Source organism: Embleya hyalina (assembly GCF_003967355.1).
Taxonomy (GTDB): domain Bacteria; phylum Actinomycetota; class Actinomycetes; order Streptomycetales; family Streptomycetaceae; genus Embleya; species Embleya hyalina.
Genome location: NZ_BIFH01000023.1, coordinates 139,260 through 162,183 on the forward strand (window position 1 = coordinate 139,260; position 22,924 = coordinate 162,183).

Annotated in this window: 23 protein-coding genes; 16 read left to right on the forward strand and 7 right to left on the reverse strand. The window is 72.2% G+C overall.

The window, feature by feature from the left end; genetic code table 11:
• Positions 1-12: 12 nt before the first annotated feature.
• Both EMA17_RS24230 and EMA17_RS24235 read right to left on the reverse strand, forming a co-directional pair.
• Entirely contained in the window at positions 13-786 is a 774-nt protein-coding gene (locus EMA17_RS24230; RefSeq protein WP_160161534.1) for a phosphotransferase, read from the reverse strand.
• Between the two features lie 73 nt (positions 787-859).
• A complete protein-coding gene (locus EMA17_RS24235) occupies positions 860-1,192 on the reverse strand; it encodes a hypothetical protein (protein WP_126639218.1) in 333 nt (110 codons plus the stop codon).
• A gap of 264 nt (positions 1,193-1,456) precedes the next feature.
• Here EMA17_RS24235 and EMA17_RS24240 point away from each other — a divergent pair, with 264 nt between their 5' ends.
• A complete protein-coding gene (locus EMA17_RS24240) occupies positions 1,457-2,137 on the forward strand; it encodes an HAD-IA family hydrolase (RefSeq protein ID WP_126639219.1) in 681 nt (226 codons plus the stop codon).
• Positions 2,138-2,230: 93 nt separating this feature from the next.
• Positions 2,231-2,947, forward strand: coding sequence for a L,D-transpeptidase (locus EMA17_RS24245; protein ID WP_126639220.1), 717 nt, complete (start codon positions 2,231-2,233; stop codon positions 2,945-2,947).
• 88 nt (positions 2,948-3,035) lie between these two features.
• On the opposite strand, the gene EMA17_RS55420 is transcribed toward EMA17_RS24245, so the two are convergent.
• From EMA17_RS55420 to EMA17_RS24260, 3 genes are all read right to left on the reverse strand, one after another.
• Positions 3,036-4,304, reverse strand: a complete 1,269-nt coding sequence (locus tag EMA17_RS55420; RefSeq protein WP_126639221.1) for a TerD family protein — start codon at positions 4,302-4,304, stop codon at positions 3,036-3,038.
• A 142-nt stretch (positions 4,305-4,446) separates the two neighbouring features.
• Positions 4,447-5,370, reverse strand: coding sequence for a TIGR03619 family F420-dependent LLM class oxidoreductase (locus EMA17_RS24255; protein ID WP_126639222.1), 924 nt, complete (start codon positions 5,368-5,370; stop codon positions 4,447-4,449).
• Positions 5,360-6,364, reverse strand: coding sequence for an SDR family NAD(P)-dependent oxidoreductase (locus EMA17_RS24260; protein ID WP_126639223.1), 1,005 nt, complete (start codon positions 6,362-6,364; stop codon positions 5,360-5,362). The genes EMA17_RS24255 and EMA17_RS24260 overlap by 11 nt, the downstream gene beginning before the upstream one ends.
• 109 nt (positions 6,365-6,473) lie before the next feature.
• Between EMA17_RS24260 and EMA17_RS24265 the strand changes: the two genes are divergently transcribed.
• Both EMA17_RS24265 and EMA17_RS24270 read left to right on the forward strand, forming a co-directional pair.
• Entirely contained in the window at positions 6,474-6,890 is a 417-nt protein-coding gene (locus EMA17_RS24265) for a MarR family winged helix-turn-helix transcriptional regulator (RefSeq protein WP_126639224.1), read from the forward strand.
• 100 nt (positions 6,891-6,990) lie between these two features.
• Complete coding sequence (locus tag EMA17_RS24270; protein WP_126639225.1) at positions 6,991-7,971, forward strand: LLM class flavin-dependent oxidoreductase; 981 nt, start codon at positions 6,991-6,993, stop codon at positions 7,969-7,971.
• 61 nt (positions 7,972-8,032) lie between these two features.
• Here EMA17_RS24270 and EMA17_RS24275 read toward each other — a convergent pair whose 3' ends face one another.
• Entirely contained in the window at positions 8,033-8,791 is a 759-nt protein-coding gene (locus tag EMA17_RS24275) for a hypothetical protein (RefSeq protein ID WP_126639226.1), read from the reverse strand.
• A 118-nt stretch (positions 8,792-8,909) separates the two neighbouring features.
• Here EMA17_RS24275 and EMA17_RS24280 point away from each other — a divergent pair, with 118 nt between their 5' ends.
• The 4 genes from EMA17_RS24280 (at position 8,910) to EMA17_RS55425 (ending at position 13,204) form a co-directional block, all read left to right on the forward strand.
• Positions 8,910-9,788, forward strand: coding sequence for an alanyl-tRNA editing protein (locus EMA17_RS24280; protein WP_126639227.1), 879 nt, complete (start codon positions 8,910-8,912; stop codon positions 9,786-9,788).
• Between the two features lie 138 nt (positions 9,789-9,926).
• Positions 9,927-10,646, forward strand: coding sequence for a DedA family protein (locus EMA17_RS24285; protein ID WP_126639228.1), 720 nt, complete (start codon positions 9,927-9,929; stop codon positions 10,644-10,646).
• Positions 10,647-10,700: 54 nt separating this feature from the next.
• Positions 10,701-11,630: a hypothetical protein gene (locus tag EMA17_RS24290; RefSeq protein WP_126639229.1), complete on the forward strand. Its 930-nt coding sequence runs from the start codon at positions 10,701-10,703 to the stop codon at positions 11,628-11,630.
• Positions 11,631-11,842: 212 nt separating this feature from the next.
• A complete protein-coding gene (locus EMA17_RS55425) occupies positions 11,843-13,204 on the forward strand; it encodes a C40 family peptidase (protein WP_126639230.1) in 1,362 nt (453 codons plus the stop codon).
• A 117-nt stretch (positions 13,205-13,321) separates the two neighbouring features.
• On the opposite strand, the gene EMA17_RS24300 is transcribed toward EMA17_RS55425, so the two are convergent.
• Entirely contained in the window at positions 13,322-13,813 is a 492-nt protein-coding gene (locus tag EMA17_RS24300; RefSeq protein ID WP_078976554.1) for an inorganic diphosphatase, read from the reverse strand.
• A gap of 159 nt (positions 13,814-13,972) precedes the next feature.
• On the opposite strand from EMA17_RS24300, the gene dacB reads away from it, so the two are divergent.
• From dacB to EMA17_RS24340, 8 genes are all read left to right on the forward strand, one after another.
• Positions 13,973-15,373: a D-alanyl-D-alanine carboxypeptidase/D-alanyl-D-alanine endopeptidase gene (gene dacB, locus EMA17_RS24305; RefSeq protein WP_126639231.1), complete on the forward strand. Its 1,401-nt coding sequence runs from the start codon at positions 13,973-13,975 to the stop codon at positions 15,371-15,373.
• A gap of 112 nt (positions 15,374-15,485) precedes the next feature.
• A complete protein-coding gene (locus tag EMA17_RS24310) occupies positions 15,486-16,637 on the forward strand; it encodes an Rv3626c family coenzyme F420 biosynthesis-associated protein (protein ID WP_126639232.1) in 1,152 nt (383 codons plus the stop codon).
• Positions 16,638-16,892: 255 nt separating this feature from the next.
• Positions 16,893-17,873 carry a tRNA lysidine(34) synthetase TilS gene (gene tilS / locus EMA17_RS24315; protein WP_126639233.1) on the forward strand — a complete coding sequence of 327 codons (981 nt, stop codon included), beginning with the start codon at positions 16,893-16,895 and terminating at the stop codon, positions 17,871-17,873.
• A 46-nt stretch (positions 17,874-17,919) separates the two neighbouring features.
• Positions 17,920-18,486, forward strand: coding sequence for a hypoxanthine phosphoribosyltransferase (gene hpt, locus EMA17_RS24320; protein WP_078979398.1), 567 nt, complete (start codon positions 17,920-17,922; stop codon positions 18,484-18,486).
• Positions 18,487-18,793: 307 nt separating this feature from the next.
• Positions 18,794-20,848: an ATP-dependent zinc metalloprotease FtsH gene (ftsH, locus tag EMA17_RS24325; protein ID WP_218043004.1), complete on the forward strand. Its 2,055-nt coding sequence runs from the start codon at positions 18,794-18,796 to the stop codon at positions 20,846-20,848.
• Positions 20,849-20,850: 2 nt separating this feature from the next.
• On the forward strand, positions 20,851-21,459 hold the full coding sequence (gene folE, locus EMA17_RS24330) for a GTP cyclohydrolase I FolE (RefSeq protein ID WP_170222230.1): 609 nt from the start codon (positions 20,851-20,853) through the stop codon (positions 21,457-21,459).
• A gap of 108 nt (positions 21,460-21,567) precedes the next feature.
• Positions 21,568-22,452, forward strand: coding sequence for a dihydropteroate synthase (gene folP, locus EMA17_RS24335; protein WP_126639234.1), 885 nt, complete (start codon positions 21,568-21,570; stop codon positions 22,450-22,452).
• The gene (locus EMA17_RS24340; RefSeq protein ID WP_078976561.1) at positions 22,449-22,913 is read left to right on the forward strand and encodes a nuclear transport factor 2 family protein; all 465 of its coding nucleotides are present in this window, start codon (positions 22,449-22,451) and stop codon (positions 22,911-22,913) included. Before folP ends, EMA17_RS24340 begins: the two co-directional genes overlap by 4 nt.
• Positions 22,914-22,924 lie beyond the last annotated feature (11 nt).

A 22,924-nucleotide genomic window follows, 5' to 3' on the forward strand; every position in this document is an offset into this window, starting at 1 on the left:
ACCGGGCCGGGCTCACCGGGTCGCCGCGTCCTTCGCCCACGTGCGCAACAGCCGCCGGGTCGCCTCGTTCGCGCCGGGCCCGTACCTGGCGGGCGCCGTCGCGGCGATCGCGACCCGGACGTCCGCCTCGGCGAGTCCCGCGCCTCGGGCGTACTCGGCGGGCAGCGCGGTGTCCAGTGCCTGGACCACCCTCGGCTCGGCGACGTGCGCGAGGATCAATCCGGCCAGGTCCTCGCCCGGCAGCCCGTAGCCCGCGTGCGACCAGTCGAGCAGCACCACGTCCTCGTCCCGCGCGATCAGGTTGCCCGGCCGCAGATCGAGGTGGCACAGCAGGTACGGGAGTTCGGCGACCCGGGTCGCCAGTGGCCCGACGGGGGGCGGACGTTCGAACAACCAGGACGGCCCGAGCGGTCCGGTCGCCGCCTGCGCGGCGCCGAGGCGGTGGGCGAAGTCGGCCCATCGGGCGGGGTCCCATTCGGTCCCGGCCACGCCCCGGACGTAGTCCAGCCACAGTGCCACCGACCCGTCGCCCCGCCGATCCACCCGCAGCGTCCGGGGCGCGGTCAACCCGTGCGCGGCGTAGACGCCGGCCGCCAGACCGCTCTCGTACGCCTCGATCTCCCGGGCCCAGTAGCGCGGATTGGCCGCCGCCGTACCGTCGGGCGTGGCCAGCTTGAGCACCGCCTCGGCGTCGCTGCCGAGCACGTGCCAGATGTCGGAACGGGGGGACAGCGGGGTGGCGTCCAGTGGCGAGCCAAGCTCGGGCGGGACGGATTCGATGCGCACCGGCGGCGGTGCGGCGGACTCGGTCAGGGTCGACTCCGGGGCGGGGTGTACCGGTCGATGGCGGACCGGGACGTCAGCGGAAGGCCGGGGCGCGGGGCGGTCGTCGGCGCCCGATGTGGTGGCGGTAGCCGAGTACCGACTTGCTTCGGCGGGCGTGCCTGCCGCGTCCCGAGCGCACCGTGTGGTGGTCGGTCGGCCGGCGCTCGCCCGACCGCCCGAGCGGCGCCGGGACCGGGAGCGGGATGGGCGCGGCGGCGCCGGGTTCGATCGCGGGTCGTGCGGTCGACGGCGGACGCGGCGGTGCGGGCGAGGTCAGCGGCCCGAGCAGGCGGTCCTCGAGCCAGGCGAGTCCGGGTATCAACAGGAACATCACGATCGGTGCGAGCAGAGCTAGGACCAAGTACATGAGTGCCGCCTGGGGTGAGCTCGTCCGGGCCGTAGTAGGCCCCTAGCCGGTGGCGAACGGCGCAAACGTGACGGTTAGGCAACGAAGGCCGATTTCCCGCGTCTGCCGACGATCGATTTCAATCGGTATCTGCGCTATGTGGGTGACCGGTCGGCACAGCGCGATCATGCGGCGGAGGCGCCCGCGATCACACGATGGACGCGCCCGCGACCACCCGCCGCGAATTCCTCGACGCCGCGTCGCCGCGCCTGACAGCCTGACCGCATGGCGAACGACGGCACGACGCTCGACTGCGACGCGATCCTGTTCGATCTCGACGGTGTGCTGGTGGACTCCCACCCCCTGATCGAACGCATCCTGCGGGCCTGGGCCGCCGACCGCGGCGTCGATCCGGACGTCGCGGTCGCCGCCTCGTACGGCCGCCGGGACATCGACCTCGTGCGCGTGGTCGCCCCCACGCTGGACGCGGAGGTCGAGGCCGCGTGGATCGTCGAACGTGAGGAACGCGACTTCACCGGCGTCGTGCCGATCCCCGGCGCGGCCGGCCTGCTCGCCGCGCTGTCCTCGGCACGCTGGGCGATCGTCACCTCCGGCACCCGCCGGGTCGCGCGGGGGCGCCTGCGTGCGGCGGAGCTGCCGGAACCGGTGTACATGATCACGGCGGAGGACGTCATCGAGGGCAAACCGGCCCCCGAGGGCTACCTGCGCGCGGCCGAGTTGCTGGGCGTGGCGCCGAACCGCTGCCTGGTCGTCGAGGACGCGGAGAGCGGAGTACGCGCCGCCGAGGCGGCCGGGATGCGCTGCCTGGGCATCGGCACGGCGTTGGCCGACGGGGGGATCGGCGCCGCGCTCGACGCCTGGGCCACGGATCTGCGATCGATCGATCCCGAACAGGTCACGGCCGAGCACGTCCGGCTTAACATCCACCCGAATGGGTCAAACTAGGGACGCAACCTCTCGGGCCCCAACAGCGTCTACAAGGGTGCACGACTCGGGGAACACCACATTTTGGTTAGGGTCGGGAGAGGCCACCACTCGATGAAGAAGACACGTATATCCCTCGCGGTCGCCGTGACCGCGGTCCTGGCCCTGTCGGCCTGCAACTCCGGCTCGTCGAGTGATTCGACGGCCAAGGCGGGCGCACAGTCGAACCTGCCCACCACCGTCTCGTCCGCGCCCGTGACGCCGAGCGCGGAGAGTACGCCCCCCGCCACGTCGGCCGCGCCGAGCAGCAGCGCCCCGACCAGCGCGTCGCCGACCGCTCCCGCGACGTCCGCGAAGCCGGCCACGAGCAAGCCGCCGACCACCAAGCCGCCGACCACGAGCAAGCCGCCGACGGCGACGACCAAGCCCAAGCCGCCGGCCGCGCAGGCCGGGCTGGACGAGCGGTGCCTGACCGGTCGGGCGATCTGCATCGACAAGCGCACCGACCGGCTCACCTGGGTGATCGACGGCAAGGTGCAGTATTCGACCGCCGTGCGCTTCGGCTCGGCCGAGACGCCGACCCGCGAGGGCGCGTTCAGCATCAACTTCAAGAGCCGCGACCACGTCTCGACGATCTACCACACGCCGATGCCGTTCGCGATGTTCTTCTCCGGCGGCCAGGCCGTGCACTACTCGGCCGACTTCGCCGCCAACGGCTACAACGGCGCCTCGCACGGCTGCGTCAACGTCCGGGACAAGGGCCTGGTGCAGCAGCTCTTCAACGAGACCCGGGTCGGCGACAAGGTGATCGTCTACCGCTCGGCCAAGTAGGCCGCGGACCCACCCGCCGTTCCGACGTTCGGGACCGCTCGGCAGGCACGGCCGAGCGGTCCCGACCCCGGGGCCCGCGGACCCGAGCTCAGCGCTCGCGCGGGGCGCGCACCGTCTTGAACTCCGCCGGACCCGCGCCCATCTCGAAGGTGCCGTCCGGGTAGAGCATCGGGCGGCGCTCCTGCATCAGCTTCGAGTACTTCTCCACGTGCTGGATCGAGACGCCCTCGGGGTCGGTGAAGTCGACCAGCGCGATCGCCACCCAGAACACCGCCCGCTTGTTGTTGAACAGCGGCACGTTCACCGTCGAGCCCTGGCCGTCGGTGACCTCGGCGTGCGCGCCGTAGGACTTGAAGCTGCCGAAGCCGTTCTCGACCGCGCTGTAGGCGCAGATCAGCACATAGCCCTGCTGGTCGGGCCGGGTGATCCGGACCGTCTCGCGGCCGGGTACGCGCGAGTCGCCGTCCAGCTTGATGTAGGGCGCGGAGTTCATGCTGCCCAGGTCGCGGTAGTAGATCACCCCGTCGCTGTCGCCCTTGTTCAGCGCGCCCAGCTTCGACCGGGGCACGTAGAGCGCGTACAGGTCCAGGTCGGCGCCGGACTTGCGGCGGGCGTCGTTGCCGCCGTCCCAGACCAGGGACGCGGTGACGGTGATCGAGCGGTCGCCCTTGTCCATGCTGATCGTCGCCCGGCCGCCCTTGGCCAGGTCGACCCGGCCCAGCGGCTCCTTGGCCATCGAGATCGGCGCGGGCGCGGCCGGCGCGGGTGCGGCGGCGGGCTCCTTGACCATGGCGTGCACCGGCGCGGCGGGCGCGGGAGTCGGCTCCGGCTCCGGCTCGTCCTCCACCGAGATGCCGAAGTCCGTGGCGAGCCCGGCCAGTCCGCTCGCGTAGCCCTGGCCCACCGCGCGTACCTTCCACGCGTCGCCGCGCCGGTACAGCTCGACCAGCACCGCGACCGTCTCGCCGCCCTCGAAGGCGCCGGCCGGGTAGGTGATCCGCGCGTCGCCGGAGGTGGTGAGCGCACCCAGGCCGGGTACCTGGCCGAGGGTGGCCCCGGGCCGGTCCGCGTCCGCGCTCACCACGACCACCACCTTGGTGATCTCGGCCGGCAGCTTGGCGAGTTCCACCGCGACGTGCGTGGTTCCCGAGGGTCCCGCCGTGGTGCGCACCGCGCCGTCGCCGCCGACGGGATTGTTGAAGAACACCAGGTCCTCGTCGGTACGCACCTTGTGCGCGTCGGTCAGCAGCACGGCGGACACGTCCACGACGTCGGTCGAGGCCCACCCGATCGAGACCTCGGCGCGGTCGCCGGTCAGGGGCGCGTTGGCGCCGGTGGGCAGCGTGACGTCGGACATGGGGGGCCCTCCCGATTGGACAAAGACGCCGTATCGCGCCGTTGTCCAGGGGAACGACCCTCCCCCCGGCGACGTTCCGCAAACCTGAAACTTTAACCAAGCAGGGGTAAAGCCCCAGGTGACAAGCCCGGTTCGGGTTCGCTCAAACGCCCGACACCACCTTGTCGAACGCCTTCCTGGCCTCGGCGAAGAAGGCGGGCGCCCCCTCGGGCCCGGCGCAGAACACCTGGATCGGCAGATGCACGGCGGTGGCCCCGGCGGCGATCACCTCGGGCGCGCCGGCCATCGTGCGGGCCAGGTCGAACCGGCCCGCGTCGTCCTTGACCAGCGGCAGCGGGCCCTGCACCCGCAGTGCCCCCGGGTCGCGGCCGGCGTCGGCGAGGGCGGTCCGGATCCGCGCCACGTCCCGGGCCATGTCGGCGGTGGACAGGCCCATGATCGGGATCCAGCCGTCGCCGCTGCGTACGATCCGCGCCAGGTTGCGGGCGTTCAGCGTGCCGCCGATCCACAGCGGCACCCCGCCGGGCCGTACCGGGCGCGGCGCACAGTAGACGTCGGTGAAGTTCACCGTCTCGGACGCGAACGACGCGGGCAGGTCCGTCCACAGCGCCTTGCAGGCCGCGAGGGTGTCGGTGAGCAGCCGACCGCGGTTGTCCCAGTCGATCCCCGCGGCGTCGTACTCCTCGCGCTGCCACCCCGCGGCCACGCCCAGCTCCAGCCGCCCGCCGGAGAGCCGGTCCAGCGTCGCGGCGGTCTTGGCGAGCAGGGTGGCGCCGCGCAGCGGGGCGACGAGGATGCCGGTGGCGAGGCGTACCCGCGAGGTGACGGCGGCGATCGCGGCGAGCAGGGTGAGCGGTTCGGGCCAGTCCGCCTCGGGCGGGGTGGGGAAGCGGCCCCAGGAGTAGTTCTGCGTGTTCGGGCCCATCACCACGTGGTCCACCAGCACAATGCGGTCGATCCCCGCGTCGTCGGCCGCGCGACCGACGTCCGTGAAGCCGCGCCAGTCGCCGGCCGGCCAGCTGCCGAAGTTGGGCAGGCCGATGGAAAGTTGCACGTCAGTGCTCATTCGGATGCTCCGTCGAATCGGGGTCGGTGTCCGTGTCGGGCTCGGTGCCGGCGGCGAGGGGGTGACCGGGGTCGGGGTCCGCGAGCGGGCGGGGCGGGCGGATCGGCCGGGGCGGGTGGGTCGGTCGAGTGGGTACGGGTGCCGGCGTCGGCGGGGCGTACGGGTCGCGGCCCGCGAGTGCCGCGTCGATCACCGCGTCGCCGAGCGCGGTCCGGGCGTACTTCTCGAAGGAGGGCGCGCGGCGCAACTCGTTGCCGCCGTCCACGGCCAGGCTCTGCCCGGTGGTCCAGGACGACTCGGGGCCGGCCAGATGGCGGACCGCCTCGGCGATGTCCTCGGGCAACCCGGTGCGGCCCAGCGGCTTGTTGGCCAGGAAGCGGGCGATCATCTCCTCGTCCGCGAAGATCCGCGCGTCCTCGCGCGAGCGCACCAGGCCGGGACGGACCGCGTTGACCCGGACGCCGGCCGCGCCCAACTCGTCGGCGGCGGCCCGGACCAGGGCCTCCAGGCCCGCCTTGCCGGCCGCGTAGCCGCTCAGGAACGGCATGGTCAGTCGGGCCGCGGTGGAGGACACGCACACGATCGCGCCGCCGCCTCGCGCGGCGATCACCGGCGCCGCGTACTTGATCGCCAGGAACGCGCTGTGCGTGTTGCGGCGCAGATCGGCCAGGAACGCGTCGTCGTCCATGGCCAGGATCGGCGCGGTGCCCCCGCCGCCCACCGTGGCCACGCAGACGGCGAGCGCGGGACCCGCCGCGCGGACCGCCTCGCGGACGCCGTCGGTGGTGCAGGCGTCGACCGCGACGTGCCGCACCTCGGTGCCGGCCGGCGCCCCCGCGCGCAGCCGTTCGGCGGTGGCGGCGAGCGCGTCGGCCCGGCGGGCGGCGAGCGTCACCGAGCAGCCGTCCGCCAGCAGACGGGCCGCACAGGCGGCGCCGATGCCGCCGCTGCCACCGGTGACCAGGGCCATCCGGCCGGCCAGGATCGCGGGCATGGGCGGGTTCCTCCAAGGGCGACCAAGGGGGCTGACGATCTGTCAGCTCGCGGCAGACGTTACACCTCGAATCATTCGAGTTGTAACGAAGTTCGGCTAGAGTGTGGCCATGACCACGCCGGAGGGCGAGCCGCCCGGACTGACCGCGCTGCTCTACGCGGCCACCGCCCGCCTCGACGCGCACTTCGCGGCCTGCGCGGGAGCGATCGGGCTGACCGCGTCCCAGGCCAACGCGGTGCACGAACTCGCCGAGCCACTGGGCATGCGCGAGCTGGGCCGCCGGATGTGCTGCGAGCCGCCGAACGTGACGTTCGTGGTGGACCGGCTGGTCGAGCGCGGCCTGGTCGAGCGCCGACCGCACCCGAACGACCGCCGGGCGAAGCTGATCGCGCTCACCTCGGAAGGCGCCGAACTGCGCGCCCGCCTGTTCGCCGGCCTCGCCGTGGACCCGCCGCTGTCCGGGCTGCCGGACGCCGACCGGCGGGCCCTGCGGGTCCTGCTCGACCGGGCCCTGAACGACGACTGAGCGCCGACCCTGGTTCTCCTCGACCCCGGCCACTAATCTGACGCGCCATCAGACAGTGCGGTGTCACCCACCCCGGTGGCGCCGGGGACAGGAGTACGGCATGGCTGTGTTCGCGCTGCGATTCGACTTCCGCAATCCGGCCTTCGCCGGGACGACCATGGGGGAGCGCTACGCCGCGGCACTCGACATGGTCGAGTGGGCCGACGAGCGCGGATTCTTCATGGTCACGCTGTCCGAGCACCACGGCTTCGCCGACGGATACCTGCCCGCCCCGCTCCAGTTCGCCGCCGCGATCACCGCGCGCAGCCGGAACGTGGGCGTCACCATCGCCGCGATACCCGCGCCGCTGCACGACCCGCTGCACCTGGCCGAGGAGCTGGCGGTGCTCGACCTGCTGAGTCGGGGTCGGGTGAACGTGGTGCTCACCAACGGCTACGTGGACACCGAGTTCGCGATGTACGACGTGCCGATGCGCGAGCGGGTCAAGCGCACCGTGGAAACCGTCGAGACGCTGCGCAGGGCGTGGACGGGGGAGGAGTTCGAGTTCCGCGGCCGGACCGTGCGGGTGACCCCGGCGCCGTTCCAAAAGGGTGGCCCGCCGATCATCCTCGGCGGCAGCGTCGAGGCCGCCGCGCGCCGGGCCGCCCGGATCGCCGACGGGTTCATGCCGTCCAACCCGGACATCTGGGAGTTCTACCGGGACGAGAAGGTCAAGCTCGGCGAGGAGGACCCGGGCCCGTACTTCGGCGGCGACACCGGCTTCTTCCACCTCTCGAACGACCCCGACCGGGACTGGGACCGGATCGCGCCGCACGCGCTGCACGAGGTCAACGCCTACGGCGAGACGATGGCCAGGGCGGGCACCGCCGGGGTGGGCGGCTACGCGAGCGTCACCGACGCCGACGCGCTGCGTGCGGGCGGGCAGTACCGGGTGATCACTCCACAGACCCTGGTGGCCGAGCTGAAGGCCCAGGGCGACGCGGCGTTCGCGATCCTGCACCCGATGATGGGCGGCATCCCGCCGGAGCTGGCCTGGGAGAGCCTGCGCCTGTTCGAGAACGAGGTACTGCCGAACCTGTAGCGAGCGCCGGTCGGCGGTGCGGCCCACCCAGGGCCGCCCGCCGACCGCCGAATGCCGCAGGTCAGCGGTGCGGCGCGCCCGCCACGAAGTCCTTCGTGTGGTCCCACCACGTGCGCCGGTCGGGCGGGAACCGGCGCAGCGAGCGGGCCAGCTTGGTGTCCGCGTGCGGCGAGGTCCGTCCCGGGCCCTCCTTGTAGCGCCAACGCGCCCACGGCGACTCGGGCTTGGCGATCCGCACCGCCGACACCATCGCCACGAACGGGACGAACACGCCGATCAGCCCGGTGGCCACCTTGCCCTTGGCCAGCGCACACAACGCGAAGGCCAGGTTGAACACCACGATCACCGCGGCCACCGGCTTGCTGTCGCCGTCGCCCAGGCCGAGCGGGTTGGCGCCGACGAACAGCAGCACGCCCATCGCGGCGGTGATCAGTACGGCGTCCACCGACTTGCGCCCGTCCGCGGCCCAGTACACGTCGTCCAGGTGCACGAGCAGCGCGAACTCGTCCAGGGTGAGTGCGGCGCCCATCCCGAACAACCCGGCGAGCACCTGGCGCAGCGCGCCGCCCGGTTCGTAGGAGAACTCGAGCGCGCCCGCGATCAGCATCAGGAAGATTCCGTAGACCTGGTGGTGCACGTGCACCTTGCCCACCACCATGTTCCGGAACGGGCCCTTGCCCGCCCGGATCAGCCGGGTGATCAGCCTGGTCACCGCGAAGGTGAAGATGAAGGCGACGAGCATCCAGCCGACGCCGTGGGGCCCGGCCTCGGCGTCGCCCGCCAGCCGCGCGGTGGTCGAGATCCAGCCCTGGTGCTGCACAGCCCGTCCCTGCTCGTGATTCCCGTGTGAGGAGGATTGTCCATGATCGAATGGACCGCTCGGCGCCATCGCCGCTCCCGCACGACGGCGACCGGATCGAATCGAGGTTAGGACGCGCATGACCCTCCCCACGACTTCCACCGAGGTGACCTTCCCGGCCGGTGCCACCACCGGCGAGGCGCCGATCCTGGCGGCGCCCGTGCTGCCGGACGGGCGCACCGCCCTGGTGGTCGGACGTACGCCGTTCCATCCGCTCGACCACACCTGGCCGGACCAGCCCGCGGACACGGGGGTGATCCGGGTGGCGGGCGCGGAACTGCCGGTGGTGGACTGCCTGACCGGCGGGGTCGGCCCGGACGGGACGTTCGCGGTCGGCGAGGCGATCCCGGTGCGGCGCGGCGACGAGGACTGGGCCTGGCTGGCGCTGCACGTGGTGGACCCGGCCCCGGGCGACCCGGCCGACCTGGTCGGCGCCGCGGCCGAACTCGTGGTCGACGCCGAGCGCCGGGCCGCGCTGAGCGCCGCGCACACCGCGTGCCACCTGCTGGCGTTCGCGCTGAACGCGGTGCTCGCGCCGCGCTGGCGCAAGGAGGTGCGCACCGACAGCCTCGGCCGCCCGGACTTCGACAACCTCGCGATCACCCGGTCCCGGCTGACCGAGGCGGGCAGCCGGGACGACTACCGGATCGGCAAGTCGCTGCGGAAGAAGGGCTTCACCGCGGACACGCTGGCCGAGGACCTGCCCGGGATCCGCGACGAGGTCGAGGCGCTGCTCGGCGAGTGGCTGAAGACCGACGCCGGGGTCCGGATCGAGGTGCCCGCCCCGGCGCTGACCGCGCGTCGGGTGTGGCACTGCGGGCTGCCCGACGGCGACGCGCACGTCCCGTGCGGCGGCTCGCACCTGGCCCGACTCGGCGAACTGCGCTCGCTTGCGGTCGAGTTGACCCTGGAGGAGGACGGCGCGCTGGTCGCGCTGACCCGGCCCGAGCGGGTCTGAGCCGCGGTTCGATTCGGGTCCCCGGGAACCGGTCTCCCGGTGCGGACGTTACCTTCGGAAGGAAATCTCTTTGCCCAACCATGACCTGGTCGGGGGGCTTCCGCTGTCCGCCATCGCCCGCTCCGGGAGGCACGCGCCGTGCAAACCATCGCCCTGGGACCCTCGTTCCTGGACCCCGACAAGCTGATCTCCACGTTCGGCCTGATCGGCATCCTGGTGATCGTCTTCGCCGAGTCGGGCCTGCTGATCGGCTTCTTCCTCCCGGGCGATTCGCTGCTGTTCACCACCGGCCTGCTGGTCTCCGACGGCAAGTTCTCGCAGCCGCTGTGGCTGGTGTGCCTGCTCCTGTGGACCGCGGCGGTGGTCGGCGACCAGGTCGGCTTCCTGTTCGGCCGCAAGGTGGGGCCGTCGCTGTTCAATCGGCCGAACTCGCGCTTCTTCAAGCGGGAGAACGTGGAGAAGGCGCACGAGTTCTTCGACAGGTACGGCCCGCGCTCGATCGTGCTGGCCCGGTTCGTCCCGATCGTGCGCACCTTCACCCCGATCGTCGCGGGCGTGGCCCGGATGAAGTACCGCACCTTCGTCGTCTACAACATCGTCGGCGGCTTCCTGTGGGCGTGCGGGGTCACCGTGCTCGGCTACTCGCTGGGCCAGGTCGCCTTCGTCCGCGACAACATCGAATTGATCCTCGTGGCCATCGTGCTGATCTCGGTGATCCCGGTGGCGATCGAACTCCTGCGCGCCCGCTCGACGTCGCGCACGCGGGCCGCGGTCGAGCCGACCGCGTCGGCCGAGCCGGTGGAGCCGGCCGCGGGCCGGGGGCGCCACCGGGCGGGCGACGACCGGCGGGACGCGTAGGACGGCTGTTGCCACTGAGCCGTACGGGTGTCGTGCGCCAATAGAGTGCACGCCATGCGTGCTCAACTTCTGGCCCGGGCGACCCTGCCGTCCCTGTGGAGTCTCGACCGCATCCCGGGGGCGGCGGCCTGGCTCGCCCACGGCGTGGACGGTTCCCTCGTCGTGCTCGACGACTCGTTGGCGGTGGTCCGCGAGATCCGGCTGCCGGGGGACTGGAAGGGAGGCCACTCGGTCACCCCCGACCTGGCCCGCTTCGTCGCCTCGACCCCCGATCGTGTGGTCGTGCTCGACGCCGACGGCACCGAGGTGTGGTCCCACCCGCACGTGCCCTGGCAGGCCGAGGAGGCCGGGTCGAGCGCGGTCACCGCGGCCGGGATCTGGGCGGTGGTCCGGACCGCCGAGGGGGACCGGTGTGTGCTGCTCGACGCCGCGGACGGCGCGCCGCGCGTGATCCGGCCGGTGGCCCCCGCCACCGTCGGCTCCGAGTTGATCCCGCACCCCGACGGCGTACACCTGGGCCTGGCCGCGTCGCACGCCGACGACGCGTACCGGATCTTCGTCCTCGCCTCGGCCGGTGCGGAGGAGGTCGCCGAGGTGCCGCCGGGGGAGAGCCGGGTGCTCACCGACATCCACGCGTCGGGGCAGATGATGCTGACCACGCCGATCGAGGCCGGCCCGCTGTCCCTGGTGCGCTTCCCGGACGGCGCGGTGATAGCGGCCCGACCGGGCGAGCAGGTCTTCCCCGACCCGGACGAGGTCTTCGACATCTACGCCGGCTTCCTGCGCCGCGACCTCGTGCTCGCGGCCTCCTCGGGCGAGCGGCACGTGCTGTTCTCGGTGCCGGACCTGCGTGCCGTCGCGGAGATCGAGTACCCCGAGGACGCGCCGCGCGAATGGCTCGTGGTGCGCTCCGACGGCATCTGGCTGACCGCCGACGCGGAGTCGGGGACGGTCTGCGCGTGGACGCTGGAGTCGGTCGGCTGACCCGGCCTCGGTGGCCGGGTGCACGCCCGATCGGCCACGGACGTGACGCGAGTGCGTACCGATGTTCGAGTCGATTCCCGAGCGATAAGCCCATTGGCGGGAAATATGCCACTTATGGTGCATTTGTGACCACGGGTGACTAACGTGCATAGACCTGCCCGGAATCGGAATCTCCGGTTCCCCTCGGTGCCCGCCGCTTGGAGGGAGACCGCATGCCTCGTAGATCGTTCTTCCGTACCGCAGTACCCGCCGGACTCGCCGCCGTCCTCGTCCTCACGCTGACGCCCGGAGCGCTCGCCGACGACCCCGGCGGCGCCGGCTACCCCGATGCCGACCAGGTGCGCCGGGCCCACGACGCGGTTGCCGGCAAGGTCGACGACATCGACCGGATCGAGGCCGAACTCGATCGCGAGGCGGACGACCTGGCCCGCCTCGACATCCGCGCCGACGCCGCCGTCGAGGAGTACAACGGCGCCGTGGTGCTCCGGCGGCAGGCCCGGGACCGGGCCGCCGACGCCGACGTGTACCTGCGCACCGCCGACGCCCGCCTGTCCCGGGCCCGGGACGAACTCGGCCGACTGGCCGCGCAGACCTACCGGATGGGCGGCGGCGCGGGGCTCGGCGCCTTCCGGGCGATGCTCGGCGCCGACTCGCCCGGCGACCTGGTCTCCCGGATGGAGAGCCTGCGGCGGATCTCCCAGGACGGCGACGACACGCTCCGGCGCGGCATCGCCGCCGTACACGACGCCGCGGTCGCCAAGACCGACGCCGAACACGGCGCGGAGGCGGCCGCCCGGGCGACCGAGGCGGTGCGCGCGGCCAAGGACCGGGTCGAGGCCGAACTCGCCGCCCAGCGGAGCCGGGTCCACGAGATCACCGCCCGACACACCGCGCTGCTCGCCGAGTCGGCCACGCTGAGGCGGACCTCGATCGACCTGGAGACGCGCCGCCGGGACGGCCGGGCCGCCGAGGCGCAACGACGTGCCGAGGAGGAGGCCCGGGCCCGGGCCGAGGCCGACGCGGACCGCGAACAGGCGCGCCGGGAGAAGGAGGAGGCCGACCGGCGGGCGGAGCAGGCGCGCCCGGCCGACGCGGCCGGCGAACAGGCGGCGGCCCGCCCCGCGAAACCGGACACCACCGCCAAGCCCGCCGAGCGGGTCGACCCCGCGGCCGCGAGCAGGCCCGACCGCTCCGGCGGCAGGGCCGCGGCCGGCCCCGCCGCCGCGATCGCCTACGCGAAGGCCCAACTCGGCAAGCCCTATGTCTGGGGCGGCGAGGGGCCGAGCGGCTTCGACTGCTCCGGCCTGGTCATGCAGGCCTGGCGCCGGGCGGGCGTGCGGATGGCCCACTTCGCCGCCACCCAGTACTTCGAGAGCACGCCCGTGTCGTACAGGAACCTGCGCCCGGGCGACCTGGTCTTCTGGACCGAGACCAAGAGTGCCTCCGACATCCACCACGTCGCGATGTACCTGGGCGGCGGCAGGATGATCCACGCACCGCGCACCGGCGACGTGGTCAAGATCGGCAACCTGTTCTCCATGGGCACCCCGGACTACTACGCCCGCCCGTCCTGACCACGCGCGCGACCACCCGCGCGACGCGAGGACGCGAAAAGCACGGACGCCGATCGGCGGCAGCATCCCGAGGGGTGGCTGCCGCCGATCGGCGTTCGTCCGGATCGGGCTACCGGGTCAGTGGTGACCCTGCTCGGTGAGCCGCTTGCGCGAGGCCTCGACCTCGGCCTCGGCGTCGTCGCGACCGACCCAGTTCGCGCCCTCGACCGACTTGCCCGGCTCCAGGTCCTTGTAGACCTCGAAGAAGTGCTGGATCTCCAGGCGGTCGAACTCCGAGACGTGGTGGATGTCACGCAGGTGCTCCACACGCGGGTCCGTCGCCGGAACGCACAGGACCTTGTCGTCGCCGCCGGCCTCGTCCGTCATCCGGAACATGCCGATTGCGCGGCAGCGCACCTGGACGCCCGGGAAGGTCGGCTCGTCCAGCAGCACCAGCGCGTCCAGCGGGTCACCGTCCTCACCGAGGGTGTCCTCGATGAAGCCGTAGTCCGCCGGGTAGCGCGTCGAGGTGAACAACATGCGGTCGAGCCGGATGCGACCCGTCTCGTGGTCCACCTCGTACTTGTTGCGCGATCCCCGGGGGATCTCGATGGTGACGTCGAACTCCAAGGCTCCTCCATGTGCTGCGCCGGGACCGTTGCCGGGACCGTTAGGGTCGTTCTGTCCGCGAGGCCGAACCCGGCACAGGTCCCGGACAGAACCTGATCTGGTCTCAGTGTCTCGCATGGCCGGTGGTCCGGCGGAAGGGGATGGTCTCGCGTGCCCGGCATGAGGAGCAAAGCGATCGCCGCGGCGTTGGCGGCGGTGCTGCTGGCCGTGCTCGTGACCCTCGTCCACGGATCGTGGAAGGGCGAGCGGTTGGGCGCCCGAGCCGACGACGGCACCGGTCGGGTCGCCGCGACGGCCGCGCCGCCCGTGCTCGTGCCGGTTTCGGGGGACCCGGCCGGAGCGACCCCGACCGAGGCCGGCATCCGGGCCGTGCTCGAGCCGCTGGGCCGCACGACCGCGCTCGGCGCGCCGCCCGCGGTCGCCGTCGTCGACGCGTTGACCGGACGCCTCCTGTACGGCGCCAACCAGGACCGCGCGGCGACGCCCGCGTCCACCACCAAGATCACCACGGCGGTGGCCGCGCTCACCGCCCCCGGCCCCGACCACCGCATCGCCACCCGCGTCGTGCCCGGTCCGACGCCGGGCACGATCGTCCTGGTCGGCGGCGGGGATCCCACGCTGACCGCGCTCGACGGCCGGCAGTACGGCGGCTATCGGCCCGCCCGCCTCTCCGACCTGGCGGCGGCGACCGCGTCGGCGCTCAAGGCGAGCGGGACCACGCAGGTCAAGCTCCTGTACGACACCTCGCTCTACACCGGCCCCGCGCTGCACGCGATCGGCGTCAACGAGAACATCGCCCCGGTGGTGTCGCTGATGGTCGACGAGGGCCGGGTGGACCCGACGGTGGTCGGCAAGGAGAGCACCCGGGTGCCGTCCCCGGGCGTCGACGCGGCGAAGAAGTTCGCCGCGATGCTCAAGACCGCGGGCGTCACGGTCGACGGCGCCCCGGCCCCCGGCACCGCGCCCGGCGGCGGCGCGCCCGAACTCGCCTCCGTCCAGTCCCCGCCGCTGTCCGCGATCGTCGAGCAGATGCTCACCGTCAGCGACAACGACCTGGCCGAGGCGCTGCTGCGGCAGGTCGCGATCGCCAAGGGGCAGCCCGCGAGCTTCCAGGGCGGCACCGCCGCGGCCCGGCAGGTCCTGGAGGGTCTGGGTGTGACCTACGGCGCCTCGAACCTCAAGGACGGCAGCGGCCTGGACAAGGAGAACCGGCTCACCCCGCAGACCTTGGTGCAGACCCTTTCGACCGCCGCGTCCGGCGCCCACCCCGAACTGCGCCGGGCGCTCACCGGACTGCCGATCGCGGGCTTCACCGGCACGCTGACCGAACGGTACGGGCCGAACAGCGGAGCCGCCGACGCGGCCGGCGTGGTCCGGGCCAAGACCGGCTCGTTGACCGGGGTCAGCACGCTGTCCGGCCTGGTGCGCGACCGGGACGGCCGCCTCCTCGCCTTCGCGATACTGGCCGACCGGTTCACCGGCGACCCCGACCCGGCCCGCGCCGCGATCGACCGGATGGCCGCCGCGCTGGCCGACTGCGGCTGCGGCACCGCCGGCTGACCCGCGTCCGTCCCGCCGGCGCGCCGGTCCGCGGCCGGCAAAACCGGAACCCGAATCGAACGCGGAGCCCCGATCCTCTTTCGGGGCCGCTTCGAGCACGTAACGTGGCCGTATGACGAGCGGCAACGGTGCGGACATGATCGATTGGGACCTGGCCGTGGCGACGGCGAACCGGCTCGTGCGGCCGGGCCCCGACGTCGGGCGGGACGAGGCACGGGCCGTGGTCGCGGAATTGCGCGCACACGCCAAGACGTCGGAGGAGCACGTACGGGCCTTCACCGGACTCGACGCCGGCGACAACGACACCCCGGTCCTGGTGGTGGACCGACCCGGCTGGGCCCGCGCCAACGTGCAGGGCTTCCGGCACGTGCTGCGCCCGCTCCTGGACAAGGTGGAGGAGCGCCGCGAGACGCTGCCGGGCGGCGCCGCCCTGGGCGCGGTGGGCGGCAAGATGACCGGCCTGGAACTGGGCACCCTGCTCGCGTTCCTGTCCTCGCGTGTGCTCGGCCAGTACGAGACATTCGCCCCGCAGGCCCCGGGCGCCGGCGGACGCGGCCCCGGCCGACTGCTCCTGGTCGCCCCGAACATCGTCCAGGTCGAGCGCGAACTGGGCGTGGACCCGCACGACTTCCGGCTGTGGGTGTGCCTGCACGAGGAGACCCACCGCACCCAGTTCACCGCCGTACCGTGGCTGCGCGACCACCTGGAACAGGAGATCCACGGGTTCCTCGGGCAGACCGAGGTGGATCCGTCCGCGGTGCTGGGCCGGCTGCGCGAGGCGGTCTCCGCGTTCGCCGGCGCGCGCCGCGGCGAGGGCGACGGCGACGGCGCCTCGCTGGTCGAACTGGTCCAGACGCCCGAGCAGCGCGAGATCCTGGGTCGGATCACCGCGGTGATGTCGCTCCTGGAGGGACACGCCGACTTCGTGATGGACGGGGTCGGGCCGCAGGTCATCCCCACCGTCACGGAGATCCGGGAGAAGTTCGCCGAGCGCCGCGCGCAGGGCACCGGGCGGCTCGACCAGGCACTGCGCAAGCTGCTCGGGATGGACGCGAAGCTGCGCCAGTACCGCGACGGCGAGCGGTTCGTGCGCGAGGTCGTCGGGCGGGTCGGCATGGAAGGCTTCAACCGGGTCTGGACGTCGCCGAACACCCTGCCCACCAAGGCCGAGGTGGCCGACCCGGCTTCCTGGGTGGACCGGGTGCACGGCAGGGCGGGCACGGCCGGCGAGACCGGCGCCGCGGGACCGACCGACGCGGAGTGATCCGGGCGTCCGACCCGACGGTCCCGGCGGCCGGGAGCGGCCGACCGGGGCCGGGTCCGGGCGGCCCGCCGGGCGCCGCTCGGCCGATCGCCGGCCCGCCCGCGTCCTCATCCGGGCGACATCCGGCGGTGTCTGCGGCCCGAGCCGCTTCGGGTGACGTAGCGTGGGCAAACCAATTCTCTTCGGCACATCTCGCGGAGGCCGCGACCTCCGCTGACCGGCCGAACCGGACGTGCAAGGAGGTGTCGTCGAGCCGTGGGACCCCATCCCGCCGTGGCCGCCACCAGGCTGGCCGTCCGCAATACCCTGCGCGACCTGCAACCGGGTGATCTCGTCCTGGTCGCGTGCAGTGGTGGCGCGGACTCGTTGGCGCTCGCAGCGGCCACCGCGTTCGAGGCCCCGCGCGCGGGGCTGCGGGCCGGCGCCATCACCGTCGACCACGGCCTGCAGGCGGGCTCGACCCGTCGCGCCGTGGACCTGGTCGCCCGGCTGCGCGAGCTGGGCCTGACGCCGGTCGAGGCGCTCGGCGTCACGGTCGGCACCAGGGGCGGTCCCGAGGGCGCCGCGCGCCTGGCCCGATACACCGCCCTGGACACCGCCGCCCGCACCCACGGCGCCGCGCTCGTGCTGCTCGGACACACCCTGGAGGACCAGGCCGAGACCGTCCTGCTCGGGCTGGCCCGGGGCTCCGGCGCCCGATCCCTCGCGGGCATGCCGCCGCTGACCGGCCACTACCAGCGCCCGTTCCTGGAGCTGGGCCGCGACATCACCCGGCAGGCCTGCGTCGCGCAGGACCTGTTGCCCTGGGAGGACCCGCACAACGCCGACCCCGCCTACACCAGGGCGCGGGTGCGGCACGAGGTGCTGCCGGTCCTGGAGAAGGCGCTCGGCCCCGGCGTGTCCGAGGCGCTGGCCCGCACCGCGCGGCTGTTCCGCGACGACGCGGAGGCGCTGGACCAGTGGGCGGACCGGGCCCAGGCCGACGTCACCCACGACGACGGCGAGCTCGAGGTCGCCGGCCTGGCCGAACTGCCCGCCGCGGTGCGCCGCCGGGTGCTGCGCCGCACGGCGGTCGTCGCGGGCAGCCCGTCCGGCGCGCTGTTCGCGCGCCACGTGGAGGCGGTGGAGAAGCTGGTCATCTCGTGGCACGGCCAGGGCCCCATCCACCTGCCCGGGGGCGTCGAGATACGCAGGCGGTGTGGCAGGCTTCTCTTTCACCGGCCGGCTCAATCCTGACCGGTGCTCGCGGGGCTCTGTCGACAACTTCGTAGTAAGGCATGTGGTGGACGAGAAGGACATGGGCGCCGACCTCGAAAGGGTCCTCGTCACGCAGGAGGAGATCGAGGCGAAGCTCGTCGAGCTCGCCGAGCGGATCGACGAGGACTACCGGGGCCAGGACCTGCTCCTCGTGGGCGTGCTCAAGGGCGCCGTCATGGTGATGGCCGACCTCGCCCGGGCGGTGCACTCGCCGGTCAAGATGGACTGGATGGCGGTGTCCTCCTACGGCTCCGGCACCAAGTCCTCCGGCGTCGTGCGCATCCTCAAGGACCTCGACGCGGACATCGCCGGTCGGCACGTCCTGGTCGTCGAGGACATCATCGACTCGGGCCTGACCCTGTCGTGGATGCTCGCCAACCTCACCTCGCGTGGTCCCGCCTCGCTGGAGGTGTGCGCGTTCTTCCGCAAGCCGGAGGCGGCCAAGGTCGACATCCCGGTCAAGTACGTGGGCTTCGACATCCCCAACGAGTTCGTGGTCGGCTACGGCCTCGACTACGCCGAGCGCTACCGCAATCTGCCGTTCGTGGGCACACTGGCCGAGCACGTATACGGCGGTTCGAAGCCGACCTGACCCGCTCGGGCACTCGGATCACGACTTCGGGTTTGCGCGATCGACATCCGGTTGCAGCATCCGGGAACAAGGGGAACGTTTCCCCTCGTTGGAGGGTGCGTCGGGGGTCGATCCACGAAGGCGCGCATCGCGAGTGAACGCGCGGCGCGTTGGCGTGCGAACGCCCGGTGTACCGTCTAACGCAACGACATCCGATCAGCACGGGCGACCGTGCCGGGCGATACCGGACAGGCAACGTACCCGGGGGCCATGAGGCGCCCGGGTCAAAAGTCGGCAGGAGGGACGGGGCGTCTGCTGCCCCGCATCGATGGACGTCAAGCGCTATTTCCGCGGGCCGGTCATGTGGATCGCGCTGGCCGTCATTGCTGTGATCCTCCTGATGCAGCTCGTCTCCTCTTCGAGCGGCTTCAAGGGTGTCGACACCGGCAAGGCGATCCAGGCGATCCAGAACGACCAGGTCAAGTCAGCCAAGCTCATCGGCGGCAACGATCAGTCACTCGAGCTCACCCTGATCCCCGGGGTGAAGATCGACAAGCACAATAAGATCAAGACCTCCTACATCGACGAGCAGGGCGTGGAGATCCAGCGCCTGCTCCAGTCGAAGTACGAGCAGGGCAAGATCCAGGACTCGTACACGGTCAAGCTCAGCAAGCAGAGCACGATCGTCAGCATCCTGTTCTCCCTGCTGCCGTTCGTGCTCATCGTCGTGGTCTTCCTGTTCCTGATGAATCAGATGCAGGGCGGCGGCTCCCGAGTGATGAACTTCGGGAAGTCCAAGGCCAAGCTGATCTCCAAGGACACGCCGAAGACGACCTTCGCCGACGTGGCGGGTGCCGACGAGGCGGTCGAGGAACTGCACGAGATCAAGGAGTTCCTCCAGGAGCCCGCCAAGTTCCAGGCGGTCGGCGCGAAGATCCCCAAGGGCGTGCTGCTCTACGGCCCGCCCGGAACCGGCAAGACCCTGCTCGCCCGCGCGGTCGCGGGTGAGGCGGGTGTGCCGTTCTACTCGATCTCCGGTTCCGACTTCGTCGAGATGTTCGTCGGTGTCGGTGCCTCCCGGGTGCGCGACCTCTTCGAGCAGGCCAAGGCCAACGCGCCGGCGATCGTCTTCGTCGACGAGATCGACGCGGTCGGTCGACACCGCGGCGCGGGCATGGGCGGCGGCCACGACGAACGCGAGCAGACGCTCAACCAGCTGCTCGTCGAGATGGACGGCTTCGACGTCAAGGGCGGCGTGATCCTGATCGCCGCGACCAACCGGCCCGACATCCTGGACCCCGCGCTGCTGCGCCCGGGCCGCTTCGACCGGCAGATCGCGGTCGACCGCCCCGACATGCAGGGCCGCTGGGACATCCTCAAGGTGCACGCCAAGGGCAAGCCGGTCACCGAGGACATCGACCTCAAGGCCGTCGCCCGGCGCACCCCCGGCTTCACGGGTGCCGACCTGGCCAACGTGCTCAACGAGGCGGCGCTGCTCACCGCCCGCTCCGACGCCAAGCTGATCGACGCGTTGGCGATGGACGAGGCGATCGACCGCGTCGTGGCCGGGCCGCAGAAGCGCACCCGGATCATGAGCGACAAGGAAAAGAAGATCACCGCGTACCACGAGGGCGGCCACGCCCTGGTGGCCCACGCGCTGCCGAACACCGACCCGGTGCACAAGATCACCATCCTGTCCCGGGGCCGGGCGCTCGGCTACACCATGGTCCTGCCGGAAGAGGACAAGTACTCCACCACCCGCAACGAGATGCTCGACCAGCTCGCCTACATGCTGGGCGGGCGCGCGGCGGAGGAGCTGGTCTTCCACGACCCGACCACCGGCGCATCGGACGACATCGAGAAGGCCACCGGCCTGGCCCGCTCGATGGTGACCCAGTACGGCATGACCGAGCGGCTGGGCGCGATCAAGTTCGGCAACGACGGTGCCGAGCCCTTCCTGGGTCGTGAAATGGGTCACCAGCGCGACTACTCCGAAGAGGTCGCGGCTATCGTCGACGAAGAGGTCAAGCGGTTCATCGAGACCGCCCACAACGAAGCGTGGGAGATCCTCGTCGAGAACCGCGACGTGCTGGACAACCTGGTGCTGGAGCTGTTGGAGAAGGAGACCCTGGACAAGGCCCAGGTCGCCGAGATCTTCGCACCGGTCACCAAGCGTCCGGCGCGCCCGGCGTGGACCGGCTCCAGTCGGCGTCAGCCGTCCAGCCGTCCCCCCGTGATGACGCCCCGCGAGCTCACGCTCTCCGGCGGCGGCAGCGACAATGGGATTCTCAACGGCGGCGCGACCTCTGCGACGGGCACCACGACGGGGTCCGGTGGGGCGGTAGCGCACCCCGAACCGCCGTCCGATTCTCCGGAGAACTGAACGTGACGATCGACCCGGTCACCTTCGACGGCAGCCCCGCCGTGGGTGAGTTCGACCAGGATCGCGCCGAGCGCGCGGTTCGGGAGCTGCTGCTCGCGGTCGGGGAGAACCCCGACCGCGAGGGCCTCAAGGACACCCCGGCGCGGGTGGCCAGGTCGTACCGGGAGATCTTCGCGGGACTCCGGCAGGAGCCGGAGGACGTGTTGACCACGACCTTCGACCTCGGCCACGACGAGCTGGTCCTGGTCAAGGACATCGAGGTCTACAGCACCTGCGAGCACCACCTGGTCACCTTCCACGGCGTCGCCCACGTGGGCTACATCCCGTCGGAGGACGGCCAGATCACCGGCCTGTCCAAGCTGGCCCGCCTGGTCGACGTCTACGCCAAGCGGCCGCAGGTGCAGGAGCGGCTGACCACGCAGATCGCCGACGCGCTGGTGAACATCCTGCGCCCGCGCGGGGTGATCGTGGTGGTCGAGTGCGAGCACCTGTGCATGACCATGCGCGGCATACGCAAGCCGGGTGCGCGCACGCTCACCTCGGCCGTACGCGGCCAGTTGTTGAACGCGGCCACCCGGGCCGAGGCGATGAGCCTGATCCTGAGCCGGTAGCGACCCGAGGGCACACGGTCGCGAGCCGACGAGGTGCCGATAACAAGTCGCGACGCAGTAGTCGGGGGTTGACCGGGCAGTGCCCGGTCAACCCCTACTCTGTTCCCCATGACAGCGACGACCGGCCCGCGCCATCGGGCTCCCGACCGCCCGCCGAGGGTGCGCGGCCTGCCCGAGTTCGGCCGGTGCGCGGTCATGGGTGTGGTCAATGTGACCCCCGATTCGTTCTCCGACGGCGGTCTCTGGTTCGACGCGAAGGCCGCGATCACGCGCGGGCTCACGTTGATCGAACAGGGGGCCGACCTGATCGACGTGGGCGGCGAGTCGACCCGCCCGGGGGCCGGTCGGGTGGACGCCGACGAGGAACTGCGTCGGGTCGTGCCGGTGGTGCGCGAGTTGGCCGCGGCCGGCGCGGTGGTCAGCGTGGACACCACCCGGGTCGAGGTGGCGAGCGCGGCGGTGACGGCCGGTGCCCGGCTGGTCAACGACGTCAGCGGCGGGCTCGCGGACCCGGCGATGGCCGCCTACGTGGCCGAGAGCGAAGTGCCTGTCGTGGTCATGCACTGGCGCGGCCACTCGCGCGGGATGCAGGAGCACGCGGTCTACTCCGACGTGGTCGCCGAGGTGCGCGCCGAACTCGCCGAGCGCATGGACAAGGTGGTCTCGGCCGGGGTCCACCCCGACGCGATCGTGCTCGACCCCGGCCTGGGCTTCGCCAAGACGGCCGAACACAACTGGCCACTGCTCGCCCACCTGGACGCGCTGCACGACCTCGGTCGTCCGCTGCTCGTGGCCGCGTCCCGCAAGACCTTCCTCGGTCGGCTGCTCGCCGCCGAGGATGGCACACTGCGCCCGCCCCGCGGGCGCGACGACGCGACGGCCGCGGTCTCCGCGCTGGCCGCCGCCGCGGGCGCGTGGGCCGTCCGTGTGCACGAGGTGCCCGCTTCGCTCGACGCGGTCAAGGTGGCGGCTGCCTGGCAGGAGGCCCGATGAACCCGATCGACGACCAGACGTCGCCCGAGGCGGACGCGGTACGCGAGGTCAACCTCGCGCTGTGGACGGCCGTCGAGGAGGGCGACATCGACGCCCTCGGCGCGATCTGGGCCGACGGCGCCGACGCGCCGAGCGTGACCTGTGTGCATCCGGGCTGGCCCGCGCTGCACGGACGCGCGGAGATCCTGCGCTCCTACGCGCTGATCATGGCCAATACCGCGTACGTGCAGTTCTTCCTGACCGACGTCGAGGTCAAGTTGGCCGGCGAGGTCGCGGTGTTGTCCTGCACGGCCAACATGTTGACCGGGATGGCCGAGGAGGACGGCGGCGACGAGACGGGTTTCGCCGGGGGCCGTGCCGTGGTCACCAACGTCTTCCGACGCACTCCAGCGGGCTGGCGGTTGTGGCTGCACCACGCGTCCCCGGTGATGGCGGAGGTCGACGCCGAAGAGGAGATCTGACCGATCCCGAC